Below are 20,621 nucleotides of genomic sequence, written 5' to 3'. Positions count from 1 at the left end.
CGGCCGGTAGGTCTCGGACATCCCGTCCTCCTGGAGTGTCCTGGCGAGTGCCTGCCGGTACCTCGAAAGCGGCCCGCGGGCCTCGATACGCCTCGGGTGTGCTTCAGATCACATCGGGATCGTGTCGAGAGGCCGGATCCCACCCCGAGGTAGCGGCAGGAATCCCATCAAGGAGGAAGCCATGGCCACCACCGTGACCACCGCCGGCGCTCCCGGCGTCCACCGCTCATCCCACCGTCTGCTGCTCGCCGGCGCCCTGGCCGGGCCGGTCTTCTTCGCCTCGGCGACCGCCCAGATGCTCACCCGCGAGGGCTTCGACATCACCCGCCATCCGATCAGCCAGCTCTCCACCGGCGACCTCGGCTGGATGCAGATCACCACGTTCGTGCTCGCCGGTGTGGGCGGCGTGGCGCTGGCCGCCGGTATCGGGCGCACCGTCACCGAGGGGATCGGCCGGCGGGCGCTGCCCGTCCTCGTCGGGATCTTCGGCGTCGGGATGATCGCCGCCGGTCTGTTCACCATGGACCCGGAGAAGGGGTTCCCCGCCGGAACCCCCGACGGTCCGGTGGCCCAGATGTCCTGGCACGGCATCGCGCACTCGGCCGCGGCCGCCGTCTCCTTCACCTCGCTGGCCATCGCCGCCATCGTGCTGGCCGTCCGATGCGCCCGCCGCCGAGCCGTGCCGTCGGCCATCGGCAACGGCGCCGCCGGGCTGATCCTGCTGCTGCCCATGTCGCCGGAGCACATGAGCATCCAGATCGCCGTCAACGGCCTGGTCGCCTTCACCTGGACGACCGCCGTCGCGCTATGGCTGCGCCGTTCCGCCTAAGCTGGCCCGATCACGACCACCAGAAGGAACAGCGGTGAAGTATCTGCCGCTCGGCTGCACCCCGGCCGTCGTCTGGGACGCCGCGACCGCCGGCACTCCTTCCGAGGAGGCGCCGGCGGCGTCCGTCGCCTGCCGGAAGTCCGAGCAGGAGTTGATCGCCACCGGTGAGCCGGCCGGCGGCGAGGGCTTCACCGCGTGACCGACCAGGCCGGGCAGCGCCCGGCGCGGGCGGGAGACCGTCATCACCGGGAGAAAGGCGCACCTGGCATGAACACCGACATCGAGCATCTGCTCCGCGTCGAGGCGCCGCAGGTGCTCGGTGCGCTGGTGCGGCGCTTCGGCCGCTTCGAGGTCGCCGAGGACGCGGTGCAGGAGGCGCTGCTGGCCGCGAGCCGCACCTGGCCGGCCGAGGGCGTGCCGGACAACCCGCGCAGCTGGCTGATCCGCATCGGCTACCGGCGGATGGTCGATCTGCTCCGTGCCGACCAGGCCCGGCGCCGGCGCGAGCAGGAGGCCGGGGCCGCCGAACTGGCCATGCAGGAACCGGCCCGCTGGGCGGGCCACGCGCAGGAGGCCGACGACAGCCTCGCCCTGCTGCTGCTCTGCTGCCACCCCGCGCTGAGCACCACCTCCCAGGTGGCGCTCACGCTGCGCGCGGTGGGCGGCCTGACGACCGCCGAGATCGCGCACGCCTACGGGATGACCGAGAACACCATGGGCACCCGGATCAGCCGTGCCAAGCAGCAGCTGGCCCGCGCCGGCGCCCGCTTCACCCCGCCGACCGACACCGACCGGGACAGCCGGGTGGCCGCCGTGACGCAGGTGCTCTACCTGATCTTCAACGAGGGTTACACGGCCTCCGCCGGCGACCGGCTCGCCCGTGTCGACCTGACCAGCGAGGCCATCCGCCTGACCCGCATGCTCCACCAGTCCCTGCCCGCCGACGCCGAGGTCACCGGCCTGCTCGCGCTGATGCTGCTCACCGAGGCACGCCGTCCCGCCCGCACCGGCGGCCACGACGAGCTGGTTCCCCTGGACGAGCAGGACCGGACGCGCTGGAACGCCGAGCTCATCCGCGAGGGCACCGAACTGATCGACGGCGTCTGGAACCGCGGCGAGGCCGGCCCCTACCGGTTGCAGGCGGCGATCGCGGCCGTGCACGCCGCGGCCACCGCGCCGGAGCAGACCGACTGGCCGCAGATCGCGGCGCTCTATCTGTGGCTCGAACGGCTCAACCCCACCCCACCGGTACGGCTGAGCCGGGTGGTGGCGGTGGCCAAGGCGTACGGGCCGGCCCGGGGGCTGGCCCTGCTCGATGACCTCAACCGCCGCTTCCGGCTCGATCAGGACCCGCTGATCCGGCAACGCGAACGCGCGGTGCGTGCGCACCTGCTGCGGATGACCGGCGACGCGGCGGACGCGGCAAGACTGTACCGTGAGGCGGCTTCCCTGACCGGCAACCAGATCGAGCGGCGATACCTGCTCGACCAGGCCGACCGCCTCGGCTGAAGACGCGGCGGCGGGGGGCGAAGGACAACCGGACTCCCCGCCCTCCGATCATGCCGAGGTCCGCGAGGGCCGGTCAGGCGTTCGTGCGTGACAGGTGGCCGGGGAGGTCGGTGAGGCGTTCGATGCGGAGGACCGTCTCGTCCGCCGTCGGCGACGGCCCACCGGTGACGAAGTCGATGCCGCGGTCCAGCCAGATGCCGGTGAGCCCGGCGAGGGCGGCCGCGTTCACGTCGCTTTCCAGCATGTCGCCCACGTTGACCGCCTGCTCGGGGTCCGTCCGCATCCACCGGCAGGCGGTGGCGTAGGCGACGGGCTTGGCCGCACCGAGCTCGGTCGGGGTCAGGACGGCTTCGAAGTATTCCAGGAGGCCGAAGCGGGCGAGCTTGGCGCGCTGCTGCTCGGGGTCCCCGTTGGTGAGAACGGCCAGACGCGGTCCTCGGGGAAGCCGTCTCAGGTTCTCCAGGCAGGGCCGGACATCGGGATAGCACCGCCAGGACCCCTCGAACGCGGTGAGGTAGCGCTCGGCGATCCAGGTGTCCAGGAGGCCGGGATCCTCAGGGACCGGCTCGCCGAGCGCGGGCAGGAAGGAACGGAGCCTGCGCCGGTGGTGCTCGGCGAAGGAGCACTCACCGGCCAGGTACTCCCGCATGTGGCGTCCCTCCAGCGTCCACCACAACGCCACCAGATCCTCCGGTGAAGCCGTCGCGTTCGGCGCGGCCCGGACGATCTGGCCGATCGCCTCCCAGACCGCGCTTCGGTGATCGATCAGGGTGCCGTCCAGGTCGAAGAAGACCACATCCGCCATGGAGTGATCATCTCGTGGCGCTCGTTCCCGATGCCAGAGGGGGGTCTCCGCAGTATCCGCCGAACATCCGACACATTTACCTGGCCGGCGGAAACGACGGAGGTGGACCCGTATCGCGGAAGGCGGCGCGGCGAGCACGGTGAACACCGCGCCGGAGGGGCCGTGGTCGCCCTGACCCTGCTCGAAGGTCGCCCTGATCGCCGCGCTGGCCTCCGACGCCGAGCTGCTCATCCTCGACGAGCCCACCTCCGGCCTGGACCCCTGATGGAGGAGGTCTTCCGCGAGACCATCCGGGAGGAGCAGCGCCGCGGGGACCGTACCGTGCTGTCGTCCAGCCACATCCTGGCCGAGGTCGAAGCACTGTGCGGCCGGGTGACCATCATCAAGGACGGCCGCACGGTCGAAAGCGGCTCCCCGGCCGGTCTGCGCCATCTCACCCGCACCTCCATCCAGGCCGACCTGGCAGCGCCGACGGAGGAGCTGGCCGGCCTGCCCGGGCTGCACACCGAGGGCAGCCGGGTGTGGTTCGACGTCGACACCACCGACCTGGACGCCGTGCTGCGGCACCTCACCGACACCGGCGTACGCGCCCTCATCAGCCGGCCCCCACCCTGGAGGAGCTGTTCCTACGGCACTACGACCGCACCGGCAGGAGCGACGGGCGACACGCAGGAGCGACACCATGAACCCTCTTACCGGCACCGGCACCGGCACCGGCACCGGCCACCTGGTCCGCCTGGTCACCCGTCCCCCGAACCCGACCACATCGACGGGCCCGGCCGTGGGTCTCCCGGCCGGAGGCCGCACGCGCCGCTGCGACCCGCTCCGGCAGCGTCACCACGCCCGGCCGGATCGCCTGCGAGGAGATCAGATGCTCACACGCCAACCGGAACGACAAGCTGAGCGAGTCGTGCTTCATCGCCCGAGCCGGCAGGAACTCCTCCGGCTCCCCCGCGCTCCGCCGGCCCAGGTACCGGGCCACCTGCTGCAGATGCGTGGAACGCGTCTCGTGGGCGGGGCCGACCCCGCTGCCGCCTGGACACGGCCCGGGCGGCAGGATGGCTCAGTGACACGTCGTTCCCCCTCTCAAGTGTTGCTGGACCGCTTCCAGCATCCGGCCCAGGTCATCGTGACCGCTTTCGCCGCCGCGGCGGCGGTCGGCACCGGCCTGCTCGCGACCCCGTGGGCGGCGGAATCCGGCATCGGCACCCGGTTGATCGACGCGTTCTTCACCGCGGTCTCGGCGGTGTGCGTGACCGGGCTGGTGACCGTGGACACCGGCGGCCACTGGTCGGCGTTCGGCGAGGTGGTCATCCTGGTGCTGATCCAGACCGGCGGCCTGGGCATCATGACGCTGGCCACCCTGTTCGCGATGATGATCTCCGGACGGGTCGGGCTGCGCGCCCGGATGTGGGCCCAGGCTGAGACCAAGTCCCCGCAGCTGAGCGACCTGCGCCGGGTGCTCGGCAACGTGGTGGCGTTCACGCTGGCGTTCGAGGCGCTGACCGCCGTCGCGCTCGCGGCCCGGTTCGCGTTCGGCTACGGCGAACCGCCCGGCCGCGCCGCCTACCTGGGCCTCTTCCACGCGGTCTCGGCGTTCAACAACGCCGGCTTCGGACTGTGGCCCGACAACCTGGTGCGCTTCGCCGCCGATCCGTGGGTCTGCCTGCCGATCGCCGCGGCCGTCGTCGTCGGCGGCCTGGGCTACCCGGTGGTCTTCGAGCTGCGCCGCTCCTGGCGTCATCCGCACCGTTGGTCGGTGCTGACCCGCATCACCGTCGTCACCACCCTGATCCTGCTGCTCTTCGGCTTCCTGGTGTTCACGATCACCGAGTGGGCCAACCCGAAGACGCTGGGGCCCATGGATGCGCCCGGCAAGCTGCTGGCCGGGTTCTTCGCCGGGGTGATGCCGCGCACCGCCGGGTTCAACAGCCTGGACATCGCCGGAATGCACCCGACGAGCTGGCTGGCCACCGATGTTCTGATGTTCATCGGTGGCGGCAGCGCCGGCACCGCCGGCGGCATCAAGGTGACCACCTTCGGGGTGCTGGCCTTCGTGGTGTGGACCGAGCTGCGCGGCGAGACCCACGTCAACGCCGGCCACCGCCGCCTGGCCGCGACCGTGCAGCGCCAGGCACTGGCCATCGCCCTGCTGGGCGTGGCCCTGGTCATCGCCAGTACCTACGCGCTGTTGGCGTTGACCCCGCACAGCCTGGGGCAGATCCTGTTCGAGGTGGTCTCGGCCGTCGCCACGGTGGGGCTGTCGACCGGCATCACCGCCGACCTCACTCCGGCCGGGCAGATCCTGGTGGCGCTGCTGATGTTCGCCGGCCGGGTCGGCCCGGTCACCCTGTTCTCCGCACTGGCGCTGCGGGATCGCAGGCGCCGCTACGAGCTGCCCGAGGAGAAGGTCATCGTCGGCTGAACCACGCGGCCCGCGGTACAAGCGCTCTCCGCGGCCGCATGACGGCCAACCGCCTCGCTCCCTCCGGAGCATCCTGTACCGGCACGCGACGAGCCGGCCCGGGATGTCTTCCGACGCGTCCTCGGCCATCCTGGGCCCGTCGGTACGCACGGGTCATGCCGGCCGCATCACCGAGGTCGGCCTCCGGGCTCGACGCGCAGCTCACGTCATCGACCGCGACGGCGTCACCGTGGTGTTCGCTCACCGCGGTGGTCCGGACGGCGGGCACGGCTCCGGCGCGGTGCGCATCCCGTGCCTCCGTGCTCATGGGCTGGGCTCCTGACGGACCCGGCCGCGCAGGCGGCGGGCGGCGCCGTACCAGGCGGGCACGTCGCGCTCGTCGTCGAACCAGCGCGCCACGACGATGTCGGTGGAGGAGTGCAGCAGGATCGAGGCCACGATGGTGACCGCGATCAGCTGGAACTCCTGGCCGGCCGCGGCGATGCCCGAAGACAGCACGATCAGGCCGTAGACCACGGAGGCGAAGCCTTTGGGCCCGAACCACGCCACCGCGGCCTGCTCCCGTACCGACAGGCCGGAGCCCAGGAAAGAGATCCAGATGGCGATGGGCCGGGCCGCCACCAGCGCCAGGACGGCGAACAGCCAGCCGGTCCAGCCGACCGCGCCCAGCAGGGCCGGGGTTATGAGCGCGCCGAACACCAGCAGGGCGGCCAGCTTGAACAACTCGGCGATCAGCTCACCGAAATGCTCGAACGCCTCGCGCTGCCGCTGTCCGAAGGTGGCGACCGTGATGCCGGCGGCGAAGGCGGCCAGGAACAGGTTGCCGTGGGTGGCCTTGCCCAGCGCCAGCACGAGCAGGCCGATCGCCAGCGCGTTGAGCGGCTCATAGGCGGTGGAGGCGGAGAACCAGCGGGTCTGTTCCAGCTTGATGGCCAGCCACGGTACGGCCACGCCGATGAGCAGGCCCAGGGCGAGTTCGAGTCCCAGCTCGCCCAGATGCAGGTTGCGTGAGCCGGCGGCCAGGGCCAGGAAGACCATCACGAACGGCAGCGCCAGACCGTCGTTGACGCCGGATTCGACGTTGAGCAGCTGGCGCAGCCGGGGCGGCACTTTCTCGTTGCCGACCAGGGCGGCGGCGAAGACCGGGTCGGTGGGGGCCAGGACCGCGCCGATCAGCAGGGATTCGATCCAGCCCAGGCCGATCAGGTAGTGCGCGATCAGCGCGGTGATCACCAGGGTGAGCGGCAGACCCCAGCCGAGCGCGCGGCCGGGCAGCCGCCAGGCGCTGCGCAGGTCGGCCCAGCCGACCCGCATGCCGTCGGTGAACAGCACCGCGAACAGCGCCAGCTCGGCCAGCGTGCCGACGACCTCGTCCCCGGCGGTGATCGACACCACGCCCAGGACGCCGTCGCCGAGCACGAACCCGGCGACCAGGAACAGCGCCGCCGTGGACAGGATCGTGCGGTGGGCCAGGCTGGACAGCAGGACCGCCACCAGCAGCACGCCGGCGAAGGCCGGCAACAGGGCGTTCACCGGCGACCCGGCCCGTACGGGCGGCGTCCACTGATTGAACGCTCCGACGATTGCCGTACCACGGCACCTCCATCTGGACCGACGTCAAAGGACATTGCCGACCAGACTTCCCGGCGCACCGCGCCCTACCGTAACAGCAGGCGTCCCTCGGCAGAACGGGCGGACGCGGTGAACACCGGAAAGGCCCGGCACTGACTCGTCGACCAGCGGGGCGGACCAGCGCCGAAAGGCGGCACCTCTGACATCGGCAGGCCCTGTAGATCACCTACGTGTGCGGAGGACCTGGACGGCGGCGGTGATCGCCTCCCTGTCGTAGCCGCCGGTGGGCATGGTGGAGCCGTGGGCGTGGCGGACGATGCCCTGGGAGTCGATAAGGATGCTGCCTGACTGCTGCAGCGAGCCGAAGACCTTTCTGCCCAGGCCGATCATCTCGTGCGGGGTGCCGCGGCGGCCGGTGAGGACGGGGAACGGGATCTGGCGCTTGGCCTTCCATTCGGCCGCTGCCTGGCGGTCCTCGGGAACCGCGACGAACACCCGGACGTTGCCGGCGGCGAACTCGTCGCGGCGCCGGATGAGGTCTCGGACGTGCCGGTTGCAGACAGGGCACGACGTCGACCGCATGAAGTAGATGAGCACAGCGTGATCACCCTGGTGGCCGGACAGGCGGACGGCCTGGCCGTCGGTGTCTTCCAGCACGAGGTCAGGCACGGTCGATCCGGTTTCGAGCATGGCGGAACTCCTCTTCGACTCGGGTTGTGGGAATACGGTCGGCTCAGGTCAGGCACTGGTGGGTTCCGGGGGCGTGCGGCCGCCCGTGGCGCCGGTCTTTCCGCCCAGGCCGAGCCGTACCGTGCTGCGTGCCCGGTGTAGCTGGGACTTCATCGCGGCGTTGCTCAGACCGAGCCTCTCTGCGACCACCCGCCCCGGGTAGCCCAGGACGTCCCGCATGATCAGCACTCTGCGCTGAACGTCCGGCAGCTCCCTGATCGCCTGCGCGACGATCTCGGCTTCCAGACGCCGGATGACCTCCTCCTCGGCCGACGTCACCAGATCGGCGCCGGCCTCGTCATAGTGCTCGAACAGCAGCCGGGCCCGGCGCAGGCACTCGTTCCGGACGATTCTGAACATCCACGATGCCAGCGCCCCGGTGGCGCGGAGTGAACCGATCTTCCGATAGAGAATGATCATCGCTTCCTGTGCGGCGTCCTCGGCGTCCTGCGGGGACGCGCAAAGATGCTCCGCGAAGCGCCGCACATGAGAGTGGGCGCCATGGACCACCGCGGTGATCGACTCTCGATCACCGGCCTGTGCGGCCTCGATGAGCCGTGTGCTCACCCAGCCGCGGTCAGCCACGTCCGCGTCCTCGCCGCCGGAACGAGGTCGTGAACGGTGCCGGCCGCACGGCCGGCATCACGACGTCACTCATCCGAATCTCCTTCCCAGCGTGACCGTCATCCCATAAGAGGCCCCCGCACCGCGAAAGGATTCACCGTCTCAGGATCGATCTCGCTCGGCGCACTTTGAGCGGTTCACCGGCAGGCGGATCCGTCCGGCCCCGGCGGCGATCAGGAGCCCGTCTCAGTGGCGGGCCGCGAGGACGAGCAGTTCGGCCAGGTCGTACCAGGCCTCACCGGTCCAGATGAGTGAGCTCACCGCCAGGGCGGCCGGAAGGGCGGCCGGCCACAGCCGGCCGCCGTGGGCCTGGCGCAGGAGCGCGGCGACCCGACGCGGTATCACCCCGGCACGTCCGGGCCTGGCGAAGGACGCGAGCGGGCCGAGCCTGAGCGGGGGCCGTCCCCCGGCGGCCAGAGCCGCCGTGCCGATCGCCTGCGCGAGGATCCTGCGATCACCGACCGTCTCCGCCGCGTGTTCGTCGGCGGCGCGCTCGACGAGGTAGCCGACACGGTCGGAGACCCACCGCAGCGCGGGATGGACCGCGCCGGCCAGATCGCTCAGCAGCATCAGCTTGAAGTGGTCGTGCTCCAGGTGCGCCCGCTCATGGGCCACCAATGCCCCATATTGGTCATCGGTGAGGATCTTCCGCATCCCGGTCGTGACGACGACGTGTCCGGGCCTGCCCGGCACGGCGAACGCCTCGATCTCCTCGCTGGGCACCACGACGATCCGATCATGGCTCTCCGCTTCGCCGAACCGCAGTGCCCATGCGCGTCCTCGGCGATAACGTGCCACCACGTTGCGGACGGCCACTGCGGCGGACACCATCAAGATCGAAGACAGCCACGGAACCCAGCGCACCTGCCGGGTGTCGTCGATCACGGTCTGGTAGGACCACTCGAAACAATCGGCGACGACGGGAATCTCCGCCACGGCTTTGACGGTGAACGCCACCACGTTGAGCAGGCTCGCCAGGGCTGCTCCGGCGGCCGACCAGGCCAGGATCTTGGCTGCGGGCGATGGCGGCAGCCGGTCCGCGAGAAGCGCGATGAGAGCGACCATCACCACCGGGACCGTCAGGACGGACCAGACGAAGTGGTCAAACACTGCTGCGCTCCAGTGGCCGGGCCGCTCCGGGGAACCGTCTGCGTCGACGTCCGGTGCCGTGCGGGCGGATAAAATTCGGTAGATGACAGATCGTCAGCCGTCGGCCCCCGGACCTACCGTCCCCAGAAGACGGGTCGGCCAACTCGAGGCGCAGATCATCACCGCTCTCTCCGCCTCCGATCGACCGCTGACGACGGGCGAGGTCCTCGAACGTCTCGGAGACCCGGCCGGCCTGACCTACAGTACGGTGATCACGACACTGAACCGGCTGGCCAAGAAGGGCGCCGTGACGCGGCGGCGTGATGGCAGGGCCTTCCGGTACACGGCGATCGCGGACGCGCCGGGCCTGGTGGCCGCGCACATGAACCGTCTCCTCGCCAAGGAGGACGATCGGACCTCGGTGCTGCGGCGGTTCGTCAGCGGGCTCGAACCCGGTGACGAGGAGATCCTCCGGCATCTGCTCAGCGATCCTGACTCCTGACCACCAAAGGCACATATCAGGACAAAGCACCAAAGAATTCTCCACAACGCCATGCGATCGGGCAAAGCCCACTTAACGTGAGGTGAAGGGCGGCAACCGAGGGTTTGCGTGATCGGGCCGGTTCGCGGCGGGACACTACCCGCTGTGCGCTCCTCATCTCTGATCGCCCTGACCCCCGCCCTGCCCGCGGCTCTGGCGGCCCTGGTCGCCGTGGGATCCCTCGTGGCGTGGCTGGGCCGCCTCGGCCACGGACGGGCGGTGCTGACCGCCTGCCTGCGGGCGGCCGTGCAACTCGGTGCCGTCTCCCTCCTGATCACCTGGGTGATCGGCTGTTCCGCGGCCACCGCCGGGTTCATCCTGCTCATGTACGGCGTCGCCGCCCTCACCGCCGGCCGGCGCATCACGCCGAGCCGATCGGCCTGGTGGGCGGCGGTGCCGGTCGCCGCGGGCACCGCGCCGGTGCTCGCCCTGCTGGCCGCCACCGGAGTGATCGCCATGGACGCGCTCGTGGTGATCCCCGTCGCGGGCATACTGCTGGGCGGCTGTATGACCGCCACCTCGCTGGCCGGCCGGCGGGCCGTCGACGAGCTCAGGCAGCGCAGGGGCGAGGTGGAAGCGGCGCTCGCGCTGGGCCTCCCGCCGAGGGACGCGGCGCTGGAGATCTGCCGCCCGGCGGCGAACCAGGCGCTGATGCCCGCCCTGGACCAGACCAGAACGGTGGGGCTGGTCACGCTGCCCGGCGCCTTCGTGGGGATGCTGCTCGGCGGAGCCGGCCCGATCCAGGCCGGGATCGTGCAGCTCGTGGTGCTGGTGGCCCTGCTGGCCGCCGAGGCGATCGCCATCCTGGTCACGACCGACATGGTCGCGCGCGGATACTTCCCCTGAAACGCTCCGGCCCGGCTCCGGCGGCGACGCGGTGCGCGAAGCGGTCGCCGCCGGTCAGCCGCTCAGCCGAACAGCGAGCGCCCCCAGTAGTCGCCCGCGTCCTGAACCCCCGGCGGGCAGGCGAACAGGCCGCTGGAGACGTGCTGGATGTACTCGTTCAGCAGATCGTTCTTCGCCAGGCCCATCTGGATCGGCACGAACTGCTTGCGCACGTCCCGCTGGTAGGCGATGAAGAACAGCCCCGCGTCCAGCCGCCCGAGCCCGTCGGAGCCGTCGACGTAGTTGTAGCCCCGCCGCAGCAGGTGCGCGTTGCCGTGCGCGCTGGGGTGCGCCAGCCGTACGTGGGACTTCTCCGCGATGTACGGCTGGCCGTCCGGCCGCCGGGCCGCGAAGTCCACCGCGTCGAACTCCTGCTTCTTGCCCAGCGGGGCGCCCTCGCCCTTGTCCCGCCCGAAGATGTCCTCCTGCTCCCGCAGCGAGGCGCGGTCCCAGGTCTCGATGTTCATGCGGATCTTCCTGGTCACCAGGTAGCTGCCGCCCGCCATCCACGCGCTGCCGTCCTGCTCCGCCGCCCAGAGCTGGTCGCGCAGCAGTTCGGTGTCCTCCAGCTTCATGTTGGCGGTGCCGTCCTTGAACCCCATCAGGTTGCGCGGAGTCGCCTGGGCTCGCGAGGTGGACGAGGTCCGGCCGAAGCCGAGCTGCGACCAGCGTACGGAGACCCGGCCGAAGCCGATCCTGGCCAGGTTGCGGATGGCGTGCACGGCGACCTGCGGATCGTGGGCGCAGGCCTGCACGCAGATGTCGCCGCCCGAGATCTCCGGGATGAGCCGCTCACCTGGGAACTTCGGCAGGTCGGCCAGCGCGGCGGGCCGTTGCGCGGCCAGGCCGAAGCGGTCGTCGAACAGCGTCGGGCCGAACCCGATCGTCAGCGTCAGGCCCGAGGCCGGCAGCCCCAGCGCCTCCCCCGTGTCGTCCGGCGCCGCCTCGGGGTCGCCGCCGGCCGCACCGAAGGAACCCGCCTCCTTGCCCTGCGTGAGCCGGGCCGCCGCGGCCGTCCACTCCTGCAGCAGCGACACCAGCTCCGCCTTCTTCGTGGTGGTCACGTCGAAGGCGACGAAGTGCAGCCGGTCCTGGGCGGGCGTGACGATGCCCGCCTGGTGCGGGCCGTAGAACGGGAAGGGATCGGAGGGAGAGGGGGCGTGCGCGGTCGTCGGCTGCTGCGGCGTCGAGCGGGTCGCGAGAGCGCCGGCGCCCGCCGCCGCCGCGAGCCCGGCCGCGCCGAGGCCGAACATCGTCCGGCGGCTGATCCGCTCGCTCATGAGATCACTTCTCTTCTCCTGGGACTTCTTCTTCTCGCGCTACTTCGCCACGATCGGCGCGATCTTGCTGATCGGCTCGGCCAGCGCGTTGATGGCATCGGAAAGGGCCTTCAGCTCCGCCTTGGACAGCTCGTTGTGCAGCTGCCAGCCGTCGCCCTTCCGGTGCGCGCCCAGCGCGGCCTCGGCGGCCGTGAACTTCTCGTCCAGCGTCTTGACCAGGTCGGGGGCGCGTTCCTCCAGCACCGGGCGCAGCGACTGAACGGCCGCCTTGGAGCCCTGCAGGTTGGCGTCGAAGTCCCACAGGTCGGTGTGCGACCAGATGTCCTCCTCACCGGTGATCTTGCCGGTGGCGACCTCGTCGAGCAGTCCCTTGGCGCCGTTGGCCAGGTTGAGCGGGGTGAGCTGGGCGGTGCCGGCCTTGGCGACGATGGTCTTGACGTCGGCGAGCAGCTTGTCCGCGATGGGCCCGTCCTTGCTGACGTCCTTGCCGACCCACAGGTCCTTCTCGATCCTGTGATAGCCGGTCCACTCCTCGCCTTCGGCCAGGTCGGCCTCGCGGGCGTCGATGGCCGGGTCGAGGTCGCCGAAGATCTCCGCGACCGGCTCGATGCGCTCCCAGTACGTCCGCGAGACCGGGTAGAGCTCCTTCGCCTTGCCGATGTCGCCGGCCTTGACCGCGTCCACGAACTCCTGCGTCTTGACCAGCAGCGTGTCGCTCTGGCTCTCGATGTAGCGCTTGTAGCTCTTCGTCGCCTCGGCCAGCTTGGCGTCGGCGTCGAGCGGCGTGTGCTCGCCGGTCACCTTCAGCGCGTTGCGGATGCCCTTGCCGACCATGCCGGGCTTGCAGGCCGTCTCATAGGTGCCGGCCGGCAGTTCGGCGATGAGTTCGCGGGTCAGGCCGGGCACGATGTTCTCCATCTCGGCCATCACCCGGTCGCCGGGCGCGTACACGTAGAACTCGGTGACCTTGCTGCCGCCGTTGGTGATGGCGAAGGTGCTGGTTCCCGCGGCGATCTCGGTGGCGGCCACCTTGCACTCGGTGTCGGTGGCGGCGACGGCGACCTTTCCCGGCGACTTCCGCTCCGCGGCGGAGCCGTCGGAGGCGGGGGTCTCGGTCGCGCAGGCCGTGAGCGTGGCCAGAGCGAGCACGCCGAGGGTGAGACGGGCGATGGTGGACATGACGCTCCTGTTCAGGCCGCGGGCGCGGGGGTGAACTGCGCACGCGCGGGGCGCAGGAAGAGGATGAGGACCGGGATCAGGTAGGCGGCCCAGGCGATGACCTCCAGGACCGTCGGCTGGGGGGTGATGTTCAACATCCCCGACAGCAGCGCGCCGTACCAGGAGTCGGCGGGCAGCGCGGCGCTGAGGTCGAAGGCCGGGGTGCCCAGTCCGGGCAGGATGGCCGCTTCCTGCAGATCGTGCACACCATATTTGAAGATGCCCGCCGCGACGAGGATGAGCAGCAGGCCGGTCCAGGTGAAGAACTTGGTGAGATTGATCCTGATGGCCGACCTGTACAGGCCGTAGCCGATCGCGACCGAGGTGAGCACGCCGAGGCTGATGCCGATCAGCGGCTGGGCGGTGGTGGCGGCGCCCTGGGCGGAGGCGAAGAACAACAGCGCCGTCTCCAGGCCCTCGCGTGCCACGGCCAGGAAGGCCATGACGACGACGGCGGTCGAGCCCAGTTCGAGAGCGTCGCTGAGCTTCCCGCGCAGCTCCTTCGACAGCGCGCGGGCGGCTCTGCGCATCCAGAAGATCATCCACGTGACGAAGACGACCGCCAGCAGCGAGGCGACGGCGTCGAAGAGTTCCTGGCCCGTATGGCCGAGGTGAGCCGAAGTGAAGGTCAGCACCGCCCCGAACCCGACGGACAACGCCACCGCTGCGAGCACACCGGCCCACACCGAGGGGAGCCGGTCTCTCCGCTCGCTTTTGACCAGGAAGGCGACCAGCACGGAGACGACGAGCGCCCCCTCCAGCCCTTCGCGCAAGCCGATGAGATAGCTGGCGAACACTGTGGCTCCAAGGCAGTAGGAAGGCTTATCTGATTGGGTTGCGCGGCGGCTGCTCGGACCGTTCGTCGCGGGGGTGCGGAGGATGCGGCGAGCATGGCAGGCTCCTCAAGAGGTCATGGGAAGCGAGCCCCGCATCCGAGCTCTTTTACACACGATAAAAGTTAGCATAGCCTCACCTAATGAATAAGATGGGCGGCCCCCGAACCCAATCGGGGCGGCTCGGACCTTCCGTGGCCACGGGGTGGCCGCCGAGGAGACGGCCTCAGCCGGCGTCGTGTGGTCGCGCCGGCTCCTCCCCCGCCGGGAGGTCGCGCAGCGCCCGCAGCGGCGAGCACACGATCGGCAGGCAGCTCACCGCCAGCACGCCCACCCCCGCCCACAGGGCCGTCCGCACCCCTGCCAACTCGCCGACCAGGCCGGACACCCCGGCGCCGATCGCCAGCGCCCCGGTCAGCAGGAAACGCATCGTCGCCCCGACCCGGCCCAGCAGCCGGTCCGGGGTGGCCCGCTGCCGGTAACTCACCTTGATCACATTGCTGACGCCGACCTTGACGGTGAGCACCGTCCACGCGGCCCCGGCCGCCCACAGCCCGGCGCCGCCGTCCAGCATCGGCACCAATGGCAGGAAGGGCACGATCCCGACGCTCGTCAGCAGGATCAGCCGCCCCTCCCCCAGCCGCCGGCCCAGCCGGCGCGCGGCGGCCGAGCCGAGGAGGGACCCGGCCCCGCCCACGCCGAGGAACGCGCCGAGCCACAGCGGGGACAGTCCCGGCTCCCGGACGAACAGCACGGGCAGCATCGTCTGGACGATCTGGATGCCCAGGTTGGTCAGCGCGCCCTCGGCGGTGAAGGCCCGCAGGATCGGGTGGCGCGTCACCAGGCGGACCCCTTCGGCGATGTCACGGCCCAGGCCCACCCCCGCCGGGTGGGACCGCGGCTCGGGGCGGCGGATGGAGCGCAGGCACAGCGCCGACCACAGGAAGCTCAGCGCGTCCACGGCGATCGCCACCGGGGCCGACAGCAGCTCCACCATCAGGCCGCCGACGCTCCGGCCGGCGAGCTGGTTGGCCGCGTCCATGCTGACCAGCGCGGTGTTGGCGGCCGTCAGCCGTCCGGGTCCGACCAGGTGCGGCAGGTAGCTCTGGTCGGCGACGTCGAAGAACACCGTGGCAGCCCCGCACAGCAGTGCCACCGCGTACAGCTGGGTCAGGGTCAGCGCCCCCGCCCACCAGGCGAGCGGCACCGATCCCAGCAGTACGGCCCGCGCCAGGTCGGCCGTCACCATCACCGGCCGCCGCCGTACCCGGTCCACCCAGGCCCCCGCGGGCAGACCGATCAGCAGGAACGCCAGCGTGCTCGCCGTCGCGAGCGTCCCGACCTCCGCGGGACCCGCCCCGAGCGCCGTCACCGCCGCCAGCGGCAGCGCCAGCTGCCCGACCGAGGTGCCCAGCCTGCTGGCGGCCGCCGCGGCGAACAGCCGCCGGAAGCCGGGATCGGCGAACACCTGGCCGCCTGATGTCGTCACAGTCGTCATGCGCCGAACCCTGCCGCCGCCCGGTGGCCCGCTCCATCGATTCGCACTGGAGCGAATCGGCCGGCGCGCGGTACCGTTCCGGCTGCGGCGGAGAGCCGCCGGGGCGCGGGTGGAGAGGAACGGTACGGCGTGCTGCGGCTGGAGTTCGGGCTGGCCGACCTGGCCTGCACGCGGTTCGCGTTCTCACCCCTGTGGGAGGTGGTGGCGAGCACACGGGTGCTCAGGAGTCCCGGCGAGCACCCGCTGCACCGCCCCTGGGTCTCGGCCGTCACGCCGAGGCTGCGGGCCGCGGGCGTCGACTGGGGCGTGCTCACCGAGCTGGTGCCGGTGCCCACCCGGATGATCCCGTCGTTCGTCTGCCCGCCGCCGGTCACCACCGCGCCCGGCCTGGACCTGGAGCTGGCCACCATGCGCGCCACCCCGCCCGAGCGGGTCCGCGCCGACCTCGCCGGGATGGACGGCCCCCGGCTGGCCGCGTTGCGCGAGGACCCCGCGCGCGGGCTGGCGGAGCTGTCGGAGGTGATCCGCGCCTACTGGGACGTGGCGCTGGCGCCGTACTGGCCCGGCATCCGCACCCTGCTCGACGGCGACATCCTGCACCGGGCCCGGCTGCTGGCGGAGGGGGGCGCGGAACGGCTGCTCAACGACCTGGACCCGGCCGTCCGGTGGGAGGACGACACCCTGCTCGTCAGGCACCGGCACGTGTCGGGCGGGCGGAGGCTGGGCGGGCGGGGGCTGCTGCTGGTGCCCTCGGTCTTCATCTGGCCCCGGGTCTTCTCGGTCACCGTCCCGCCGTGGCAGCCCACGCTGCGTTACTCGCCGCGCGGGATCGCCACGCTGTGGGAACGCCGCCGGACCGAGGTGCCCGAGGCGCTGGCGGCCGTGCTCGGCCGCACCCGGGCGATGCTGCTGGGCGAGCTGGCCGCCCCGGCCTCGACCACCGAGCTGAGCCAGCGCACCGGCATGTCCATGGCCGGGGTGTCACGGCACCTGACCGCGCTGCGCGCGGCGGGGCTGACCGGCGCGCACCGGTCGGGCAGGTTCGTGCTCTACGCGCGTACCGAGGCGGCCGAGGCCCTGCTCGCCGGGCAGCCGCGCTGAGCCGACGCCCTCACGGCCGTCCCCGGGTCAGGGGAGGTCGCTGCGCCCGCGGTAGTCGTTCCACGCCCGGACGCAGAAATCGTGACGCCAGTCGTCCTCCCGGAAGTTACGGCAGGCGTAGGCGGCGTCGAACCGGAGGCCCACACCGCCGGGACCGCCATGGCCGCCGGGCCCGCCGGGACCGGCGGGGGTGTCACGACCGTCGCGGACCGATGCGCCGGGGGCGCCGCTGTCGGCACGGCCCCGCAGCCCGGCCCCGGAGCCGGGCGACCCCGGGCCGTGCCCGTGCCCGTGGTCGCGGTCGTGGCCGTGCGGGGTGCGGGGGGTGCGCGGCGGGTTCGGGAGGTCCGGCGGCTCCCGGCGGCCCGGCCCGGCGCCCTCCACCCGCGGTCCCGCGACGCCCTCGGCCCCCGGCGCCGCTTCCGCCCTTCCCCGCGCGGCGGCCTCCGGCGTACGGCGTGCCGCGGCGTGCCGCCGCTCCCCCGGCCGGGTGCGGCCGTCCAGCGCCTCCGCCGCGCCGGCCCGGGGCCGCACCAGGCGGGGCTTCAGCTCGCGGACGACCATGACCCGGCCGGGTGCGGAGGACGGCGTGCGGGCGGCCTGCGGCGGGTGGACGACCGCCGTGCCGCGCGGGGCGAGCGACGGCGCGGGCGCCTGGGCCGCCATGACGGAGGGCCGGTCGGCCATCGGGGACCAGCCGGAGGACCAGACGCCGAGCCCGGCGGCCGCCAGGAAGGCGCCGATCAGCGCGGGGCGCAGCATCCGGTCGCGCCGGGGACGCGGACCCGTCCAGGAACGCGGCGGCTCCCCGCGCGGGGAGCGCGGCCGGGTCGCGGCGGCGATGCCGGCGTCCACCAGCGACCCGTGCACGAAGGGGTCGCCGGGGTTCTGCGCCGGGCCGTCGTACCGGGCCGCGGGGCGGACCGGCGGACGGGACGGGGACGCGGCGGGCCCGGACGAGGCGTCCTGGGGTCCGCCGTACGGCCTGCGACCGCGGGGACCCGCACCGGGGCCGCGCCCGCGGGCCGGATCGTGGTCATCCTGCATCTCGCCTCCCCGTCGCCGGAACCGATCCGCCCTCCAGCCTGCCGAACATCACCGCCCGTACGCGTCAGGTAACGGCGTGCTCTTACGGAGCTGTTACCAAGAGGACACCACGAATCCCCACAGACAGGACGTCATGGACGGGGTCGCCGCCGGCGGTGACCGCCCGGGAGCCCGGCCGCCACGGCGGACCGGCCCGGTCTCCGGCCGGTCCGCGCGGTGAGGCGTCAAGTTTTTACCATGGGCCCGGACCCCCGGCGGCCACGGCGGTCCGGGGCCCGCCGGACCCCCGGCGCACACCGCTCCACCCCAGGTCACTTGCCCTTTCCGTGGGGCGACGCATACCTTTGGTCATCGCGGCCTGAGAGCCGCTCCATTGACCGGACCCGACGCCGTCCTGTGGCGATACCCGCCGACGGCGTACGGACGCCGAATCCGCGCCTTCTCAGCGGAACCGGGGACCCACCTTTCCGGGGTGAATCGGACGCCTTTCCATCAGCGCGCCCGTAGGGCACTTCCAGGCCCGAACCCGTCAGCTAACCCGGTAGGCGACATGGAAGCAAGGAGTCGACACCCCATGCGCAACCCCCGGATCAGCAGGTTCGGAAACCGTCTCGGCCTGGCCCTCGCGGGCACGGTCCTGGCCGGTGCCGCCGTCGGCGGCGCCGTCCCCACCGCGGCCCTCGCCTCGTCCACCGGGCACGTCGCGGCCGCCCAGCACGTCTCCCAGCAGGAGGCGCATCCGCTCACGTACGGCCTGGACATCTCCAACTACGAACCCACGTACGACTGGAACGCCAGCTCCGCCCAGTTCGGCATCATCAAGGCCACCGAGGGCACGGGGTTCCGCGACGGCTCCTTCGCCCGGCACTGGAGCGAGCTGGGCAAGAAGGGCATCGTGCGCGGGGCGTACCACTTCGGTCACCCGGGCAACGACCCGATCGCCGAGGCCGAGCACTTCCTGTCCGTCGTGAACGCGCAGCCCGCCAAGCGCGGCGACCTGCTCGTCCTGGACCTGGAGGCCACCGACGGCCGCTCCGTCGAGCAGGTCAACGCCTGGGCCAAGACCTGGCTGTCGTACGTGAAGGACAAGACCGGAGTAACGCCGATGTTCTACAGCGGCCTGAACTTCGCCGAGACCTACGGCAGGGGTCTGGAGCAGTACCCGCTGTGGGTGGCCGCGTACAGCATGGACAAGGGCGCCGTCACGCCGCCGGCCGACTGGAAGACGTGGACGATCCACCAGTACACGGAGTCGCCCATCGACCAGAACGTCTCCGCGCTGAGCCCGGACCAGCTCCGCGCCCTGGGCCGCCAGACGGCCTGACGGTCAGGCGTCCCAGGTGACCGGGAGGCTCTTCACTCCGAAAATGTCCGCGACCTCCGGGCGCAGGGCGACCTCCTCGGCCGGTACGGCCAGGCGCAGCGTGGGGAAGCGGTCGAACAGGGCGGGGAACGCCACCCGCATCTCGACGCGGGCCAGCTGCTGACCCAGGCACTGGTGGACGCCGTGGCCGAAGGCCACGTGCCCGCCCTCCTCCCTGCGGAGGTCGAGCACGTAGGGGTCGGTGAAGCGCTCAGGGTCGCGGTTGGCGGTGTGGTTCGACAGGACGACCGTCGTACCGGCCTCGATGGTCCGGCCGCCCAGCTCGACGTCCTCCAGCGCCGTCCTCATGAACATCTTCGCGACGCTCAGATACCGCAGCAGCTCCTCCACGGCCCGGTCGGTGAGCGCGGGATCGGCGCGCAGCGCGGCCAGCTGCCCGGGGTTGCGCAGCAGCGCGAAGGTGCCCAGCGCCAGCATGTTCGCGGTGGTGTCGAGCCCGGCCGCCAGCAGGATCAGGCTCATCCCCCTCAGCTCCTCGTCGGTCAGGTCGCTGTCGGCGAGGTCGCTGAGCACGTCGTCGGTCGGGGCGGCGCGCTTGGCGGCCACCAGCTCCGCGAGGTAGTTCTGGACCGCGGTGTAGGCCGCGATCAGGGTCTCGTCGTCCGTCTCCCCGTTGAGGAATGAGTCGATGTGCCCCTGGAAGGAGCCCCGGTCCTCGTACGGCACCCCCAGCAGTTCGCAGATGACGATGGCGGGGATGGGCTTGGCGAACGCGGTCACCAGGTCCGTCGGCGGCCCGGCCTTCTCCATGGCGTCCAGCCGCTCGGCGGTGATCTGCTCGATCCGCTCGGTGAGCAGGCGCATCCGCCGTACGGTGAACTTGCCCATCAGCGGTTTCCGGTACCGGCTGTGCTGCGGATCGTCCATGAGGATGAACTCGCCGGGGGACGCCGGAGGGGCCTCCATGCCGGAGTAGTCGATGAACGGGTGGTGGAGCATGAACTCCTTGCGCGAGCTGAACCGCGGGTCGGCCAGGACCGCCCGGACCAGGTCGTATCCGGTGACCAGCCAGCCCCGGTGTCCGTCGGGGAAGACGTAGCGGCTGATGGGGCCGTGCTCGCGGGCGTCGACCAGCTCCGCCGGCGGGTCGAAGGGACAGCCGGGCCGGCGCTCGGCCGGTAGCGCGGTGACGGTGTGTTCCATGGTCGGTCCTCTCCTCGGCCCGGGTCTCAACGGCATCCACCATCGCCGGCCGCGCTGACACCGGGCCGTCGCCGTACTGACACGGCCGCTGACACGACACCGCGTGCTA

Annotated in this window: 20 protein-coding genes, 1 pseudogene and 1 riboswitch; of the genes and pseudogenes, 9 read left to right on the top strand and 12 right to left on the bottom strand. The window is 71.8% G+C overall.

Annotation, left to right across the window (positions count from 1 at the left end):
* Nucleotides 1-181: 181 nt before the first annotated feature.
* The 3 genes from IEZ10_RS28010 (at nucleotide 182) to IEZ10_RS28000 (ending at nucleotide 2,338) form a co-directional block, all read left to right on the top strand.
* Entirely contained in the window at nucleotides 182-829 is a 648-nt protein-coding gene (locus IEZ10_RS28010; RefSeq protein ID WP_189249522.1) for a DUF998 domain-containing protein, read from the top strand.
* 34 nt (nucleotides 830-863) lie between these two features.
* Nucleotides 864-1,028: a hypothetical protein gene (locus tag IEZ10_RS28005; RefSeq protein ID WP_189249521.1), complete on the top strand. Its 165-nt coding sequence runs from the start codon at nucleotides 864-866 to the stop codon at nucleotides 1,026-1,028.
* Between the two features lie 68 nt (nucleotides 1,029-1,096).
* Complete coding sequence (locus IEZ10_RS28000) at nucleotides 1,097-2,338, top strand: RNA polymerase sigma factor (protein WP_189249520.1); 1,242 nt, start codon at nucleotides 1,097-1,099, stop codon at nucleotides 2,336-2,338.
* Nucleotides 2,339-2,411: 73 nt separating this feature from the next.
* Here the strand turns inward: IEZ10_RS28000 and IEZ10_RS27995 are convergent, their stop codons facing one another.
* Complete coding sequence (locus IEZ10_RS27995; RefSeq protein WP_189249519.1) at nucleotides 2,412-3,143, bottom strand: HAD family hydrolase; 732 nt, start codon at nucleotides 3,141-3,143, stop codon at nucleotides 2,412-2,414.
* Nucleotides 3,144-3,327: 184 nt separating this feature from the next.
* Here IEZ10_RS27995 and IEZ10_RS27990 point away from each other — a divergent pair.
* Nucleotides 3,328-3,829 (top strand): annotated as a pseudogene (locus IEZ10_RS27990) (AAA family ATPase); the annotation flags it as partial.
* Here the strand turns inward: IEZ10_RS27990 and IEZ10_RS40435 are convergent.
* Nucleotides 3,778-4,125 carry a DUF4158 domain-containing protein gene (locus tag IEZ10_RS40435; RefSeq protein ID WP_373287427.1) on the bottom strand — a complete coding sequence of 116 codons (348 nt, stop codon included), beginning with the start codon at nucleotides 4,123-4,125 and terminating at the stop codon, nucleotides 3,778-3,780. The pseudogene IEZ10_RS27990 and the gene IEZ10_RS40435 overlap by 52 nt on opposite strands.
* A gap of 84 nt (nucleotides 4,126-4,209) precedes the next feature.
* Here IEZ10_RS40435 and IEZ10_RS27985 point away from each other — a divergent pair, with 84 nt between their 5' ends.
* Nucleotides 4,210-5,568, top strand: a complete 1,359-nt coding sequence (locus IEZ10_RS27985; protein ID WP_229811723.1) for a TrkH family potassium uptake protein — start codon at nucleotides 4,210-4,212, stop codon at nucleotides 5,566-5,568.
* Nucleotides 5,569-5,871: 303 nt separating this feature from the next.
* Here IEZ10_RS27985 and IEZ10_RS27980 read toward each other — a convergent pair whose 3' ends face one another.
* The 4 genes from IEZ10_RS27980 to IEZ10_RS27965 all read right to left on the bottom strand — a co-directional run bounded on the left by IEZ10_RS27980 (nucleotide 5,872) and on the right by IEZ10_RS27965 (nucleotide 9,603).
* On the bottom strand, nucleotides 5,872-7,101 hold the full coding sequence (locus IEZ10_RS27980; protein ID WP_189249517.1) for a cation:proton antiporter: 1,230 nt from the start codon (nucleotides 7,099-7,101) through the stop codon (nucleotides 5,872-5,874).
* 261 nt (nucleotides 7,102-7,362) lie between these two features.
* Nucleotides 7,363-7,830 (bottom strand): peroxiredoxin family protein, encoded by a 468-nt coding sequence (locus tag IEZ10_RS27975; protein WP_189249516.1) that lies wholly within the window; start codon nucleotides 7,828-7,830, stop codon nucleotides 7,363-7,365.
* A gap of 48 nt (nucleotides 7,831-7,878) precedes the next feature.
* Nucleotides 7,879-8,454, bottom strand: coding sequence for an RNA polymerase sigma factor (locus IEZ10_RS27970; RefSeq protein WP_189249515.1), 576 nt, complete (start codon nucleotides 8,452-8,454; stop codon nucleotides 7,879-7,881).
* A 225-nt stretch (nucleotides 8,455-8,679) separates the two neighbouring features.
* Nucleotides 8,680-9,603: a M56 family metallopeptidase gene (locus tag IEZ10_RS27965; RefSeq protein ID WP_189249514.1), complete on the bottom strand. Its 924-nt coding sequence runs from the start codon at nucleotides 9,601-9,603 to the stop codon at nucleotides 8,680-8,682.
* 82 nt (nucleotides 9,604-9,685) lie between these two features.
* On the opposite strand from IEZ10_RS27965, the gene IEZ10_RS27960 reads away from it, so the two are divergent.
* Together IEZ10_RS27960 and IEZ10_RS27955 are read left to right on the top strand one after the other, a co-directional pair.
* Entirely contained in the window at nucleotides 9,686-10,084 is a 399-nt protein-coding gene (locus tag IEZ10_RS27960; protein WP_189249513.1) for a BlaI/MecI/CopY family transcriptional regulator, read from the top strand.
* Between the two features lie 144 nt (nucleotides 10,085-10,228).
* Nucleotides 10,229-10,969: an ABC transporter permease gene (locus IEZ10_RS27955; protein ID WP_229811722.1), complete on the top strand. Its 741-nt coding sequence runs from the start codon at nucleotides 10,229-10,231 to the stop codon at nucleotides 10,967-10,969.
* A 62-nt stretch (nucleotides 10,970-11,031) separates the two neighbouring features.
* Here IEZ10_RS27955 and efeB read toward each other — a convergent pair whose 3' ends face one another.
* The 4 genes from efeB to IEZ10_RS27935 form a co-directional block, all read right to left on the bottom strand.
* Nucleotides 11,032-12,288 carry an iron uptake transporter deferrochelatase/peroxidase subunit gene (gene efeB / locus IEZ10_RS27950; protein WP_189249512.1) on the bottom strand — a complete coding sequence of 419 codons (1,257 nt, stop codon included), beginning with the start codon at nucleotides 12,286-12,288 and terminating at the stop codon, nucleotides 11,032-11,034.
* Nucleotides 12,289-12,327: 39 nt separating this feature from the next.
* Entirely contained in the window at nucleotides 12,328-13,467 is a 1,140-nt protein-coding gene (gene efeO / locus IEZ10_RS27945) for an iron uptake system protein EfeO (RefSeq protein WP_189249511.1), read from the bottom strand.
* Nucleotides 13,468-13,478: 11 nt separating this feature from the next.
* Nucleotides 13,479-14,303: an iron uptake transporter permease EfeU gene (gene efeU, locus IEZ10_RS27940; RefSeq protein ID WP_189249510.1), complete on the bottom strand. Its 825-nt coding sequence runs from the start codon at nucleotides 14,301-14,303 to the stop codon at nucleotides 13,479-13,481.
* A gap of 262 nt (nucleotides 14,304-14,565) precedes the next feature.
* A complete protein-coding gene (locus tag IEZ10_RS27935) occupies nucleotides 14,566-15,837 on the bottom strand; it encodes an MFS transporter (RefSeq protein ID WP_189249509.1) in 1,272 nt (423 codons plus the stop codon).
* A 129-nt stretch (nucleotides 15,838-15,966) separates the two neighbouring features.
* On the opposite strand from IEZ10_RS27935, the gene IEZ10_RS27930 reads away from it, so the two are divergent.
* On the top strand, nucleotides 15,967-16,938 hold the full coding sequence (locus IEZ10_RS27930; RefSeq protein ID WP_189249508.1) for an ArsR/SmtB family transcription factor: 972 nt from the start codon (nucleotides 15,967-15,969) through the stop codon (nucleotides 16,936-16,938).
* Nucleotides 16,939-16,965: 27 nt separating this feature from the next.
* On the opposite strand, the gene IEZ10_RS27925 is transcribed toward IEZ10_RS27930, so the two are convergent.
* The gene (locus IEZ10_RS27925) at nucleotides 16,966-17,985 is read right to left on the bottom strand and encodes a hypothetical protein (protein ID WP_189249507.1); all 1,020 of its coding nucleotides are present in this window, start codon (nucleotides 17,983-17,985) and stop codon (nucleotides 16,966-16,968) included.
* 414 nt (nucleotides 17,986-18,399) lie between these two features.
* A riboswitch (cyclic di-AMP (ydaO/yuaA leader) is annotated at nucleotides 18,400-18,548 on the top strand.
* A gap of 11 nt (nucleotides 18,549-18,559) precedes the next feature.
* Here IEZ10_RS27925 and IEZ10_RS27920 point away from each other — a divergent pair.
* The gene (locus IEZ10_RS27920; RefSeq protein WP_189249506.1) at nucleotides 18,560-19,309 is read left to right on the top strand and encodes a glycoside hydrolase family 25 protein; all 750 of its coding nucleotides are present in this window, start codon (nucleotides 18,560-18,562) and stop codon (nucleotides 19,307-19,309) included.
* A gap of 3 nt (nucleotides 19,310-19,312) precedes the next feature.
* On the opposite strand, the gene IEZ10_RS27915 is transcribed toward IEZ10_RS27920, so the two are convergent.
* Complete coding sequence (locus tag IEZ10_RS27915; protein WP_189249505.1) at nucleotides 19,313-20,512, bottom strand: cytochrome P450; 1,200 nt, start codon at nucleotides 20,510-20,512, stop codon at nucleotides 19,313-19,315.
* Nucleotides 20,513-20,621 lie beyond the last annotated feature (109 nt).

This window comes from Streptosporangium pseudovulgare (genome assembly GCF_014648055.1).
Taxonomy (GTDB): domain Bacteria; phylum Actinomycetota; class Actinomycetes; order Streptosporangiales; family Streptosporangiaceae; genus Streptosporangium; species Streptosporangium pseudovulgare.
The sequence above is the reverse complement of the archived record's forward strand: the minus strand, read 5'-3'. Positions and strand labels throughout refer to the sequence as shown.